This is a genomic window from Mesorhizobium sp. WSM4837, assembly GCF_055811435.1.
In genome coordinates, this window is record NZ_JBVVQE010000163.1 from 1 (window position 1) to 2,692 (window position 2,692).

At 52.3% G+C, this 2,692-nt stretch carries 2 protein-coding genes and 2 pseudogenes; 1 reads left to right on the forward strand and 3 read right to left on the reverse strand.

Annotation, left to right across the window (positions count from 1 at the left end; translation table 11 throughout):
- Positions 1–78 precede the first annotated feature (78 nt).
- Positions 79–216 (forward strand): annotated as a pseudogene (locus AC0L3D_RS36290) (IS481 family transposase); the annotation flags it as partial.
- Positions 217–336: 120 nt separating this feature from the next.
- On the opposite strand, the pseudogene AC0L3D_RS36295 reads toward AC0L3D_RS36290, so the two are convergent.
- The 3 genes and pseudogenes from AC0L3D_RS36295 to AC0L3D_RS36305 all read right to left on the reverse strand — a co-directional run.
- Positions 337–843, reverse strand: a pseudogene (locus AC0L3D_RS36295) (transposase); the annotation flags it as partial.
- On the reverse strand, positions 815–1,096 hold the full coding sequence (locus AC0L3D_RS36300) for a DUF6429 family protein (RefSeq protein WP_473647486.1): 282 nt from the start codon (positions 1,094–1,096) through the stop codon (positions 815–817). The pseudogene AC0L3D_RS36295 and the gene AC0L3D_RS36300, both read right to left, overlap by 29 nt.
- Positions 1,097–1,729: 633 nt before the next feature.
- Complete coding sequence (locus tag AC0L3D_RS36305; RefSeq protein WP_473647487.1) at positions 1,730–2,020, reverse strand: hypothetical protein; 291 nt, start codon at positions 2,018–2,020, stop codon at positions 1,730–1,732.
- Positions 2,021–2,692 lie beyond the last annotated feature (672 nt).

Below are 2,692 nucleotides of genomic sequence, written 5' to 3' on the forward strand. Positions count from 1 at the left end.
CTTGTAGCTTACGGCCGGACTGTTCATCCCAACCCATTATCCGACAACCGTTAAGCCGCTGACAACGTGACATCACCGTTCTATCAACTCCTTACCTATAAGGACGATGTCGATCTCGAAGCCAAGCTGCGCGAGTGGGAACGCTTCTATAACCTCGCTAGGCCACATGGTGCCTTCAAAGGGAAGACCCCTTACGAAGCCCTCAAAGAGCGCCTAGATAAGCCCGCGCGTGTCTCGCGACCTTCATGGCATCACACCATCGAAACGAAAATTGCACCAAGATCGGTGCGGATGGCGGTCGGTTCTTTGGGTCGGTCAGCTACTACAAGCATGGTTGTCTCCAGAGTGGTGGGTGAACAACTCCAATCTGTCAAAGAGCAGAGCGCTATCCACCCGCCCATGGGATCTGACAGTCCCGCCACGTGATCTGGCGCCATGTTTTTGCTCCAGCCACTGCCCGGCGCCGTAGACTTTCAATCCCGTGCTATCGACAAGCACATGCAGCGGGCCGTCCGGCAGCAGCGGGTTTCGTCGGGCTGATGGCTCCCACTTCTGTGCCCCACGGCTCAGCGTCGTACGATCTGGAACTGGGACTTTCAGCCCCAAGAGATCCAGCAGCGAGTGGAGCAATCCCTCGGTCTGGCGCAGCCGCATTGCGAAGACGCAACGCAGCGTCAGCGCAGTCTCAATGGCGAGATCGGAATACCGGGCTTGGCCGCCGCGGGTCTTGCGACGCGGAGCGCGCTATCCTGCCAGTGCCTCCGGCGTTACCCATAAGGTCAGGCTACCACGCCGGCTCAGACCTGCTTCGTAGTCACGCCAATTCGTCACCCTGAATTTCATCTTTCCGACGTGATGACGACGATCGGCGTTGTTTGTACGGCATGGCACTCGGATCAAGCTGATTTCGATCCTGCCTGCCTATCGCCAAACCGTTGACAAAGGATACATGCACCAACGCTCCGATCATGCCCTTCTTGTGAAGCCGATCCGTCGTTGCCCAGTCGAAGCCCTTCCAGGCACAACGCTCGTTATGCAGCGTCAGCCATAACAGCGCCAAGACGGCATCGTCGATCTTGTCCTCATCGATCTCCATGAACCCACGTGACCACGCGCGGCGTCCAAAATCCTGCGGCCCTGCTCGGATGGATACGCTCCAAGTATCTGTGAGCTCAACGTAGAACATGGAGAGGCAATTCGAAGCGGCGGCGGCAGGATATATCCTGATGTAAATGTCATGCCGGACTCGCGCTTGGCGCGAGCCCGGAAGTTGCCATTTTCTGTCTCGCGCGACATATGACGTCGCTTTCAGTCTACGTCAGATCGGTCACTGTCGGTCTGCCTCAGAGAGGTATTGAAAATAATCGTAAAATGCTAAGTATCATCATTTGATGATATAGCTTATAGTGCTATTGACCTTGATGGTCATACAGTAGAGAACATTTGATATCCGTTTGTTATCTATCCAGCGCATATAACAGTGTCTCCATTTTTTTGTAAAATGAGCAAATGCAAACAGAAGCGAATATAAACGTGCAAACTTGCCTGGTATTTAATGAATTCAGTAAACAGTACAACAACATCACGCCATGGGCGCAAACTCATAGCTAACGAAACAATAACAAATAGCAACAATAGCAAATGCTTACAAACCAAAGGAAAATAAACAACTGAACAAAACGCACAACATCACACAAATACGCGCCAGGCCAATGCGGGGCGACTTTGATCATGCCCTTATCGCTTTCCCCCATGCTACCACGTCGATCGGGGTCGAGCTGTTACTGGGGAAAGCGATGAACCAGTTGAACCCGGCATCAAAGGTATTGGCCGGAAGCGCATCCGGATACACAGACGATACCGAGCAGACGACGCCGCTGATGTCGCGCTCTGAAACAGCGCTGCGGGCATCATCCTCTGTCATATAGGCGAACGAGAGGGTAACATCGTTTCCCTGAAGAGTATTGTACTGACTCCTGCGATTCTCTATGAGGGACTTCAGGAAGTCAGAAGTTTGCATGATGATTGGAATGCCAGCGGCCCACGACATCGAGAGAGAGTGTGTGTGAGTCGTTTAATTGTGCTTCGTGATGGAAGAAAGAACGTTTGCGGTGTTCGGCGAGAGTAAGGATTGACACAGCGGAGCTTTGATTGTCCGTGGTGAAATGCGAGGACGAAATGAAGCTTATGTAGAGAGGGGCGCTCTTCCTTATTGGACCGCAATTTTTATAATCGCGAAACGGCACGGGTGCCGTTTCGGTGCAATAGAAGGGCATCTTTTGATGTCTCCCTTAGGTCGCGTCGAGTCGCTCTCGCTACAGTTCAAAGGGCAGCCCTTTGCAGTCGCTAAAGTCGTGCCCTTTGGACTACACGGAAGAGGCGACTTATACGGCGACCCAAGGGACACATTCAAAAGATACCTTGTAGTGCGTCGAAACGACGCCCACTGTAGCGGCTGGAGATTATAAAAAAGCGGTCCAATAAGGAAGAGCGCCCCTCTCTACATAAGCCTCATTTCGTCAGTGCATCCACCACACAATCAACTTTCCTCATTCTATATAAACCACTCTTATCTTCCATCATACGCGCCCCAGCTTTGACAGCATCTGCCTGATGGGTGATGTCACGTTGTCAGCGGCTTAACGGTTGTCGGATAATGGGTTGGGATGAACAGTCCGGCCGTAAGCTACAA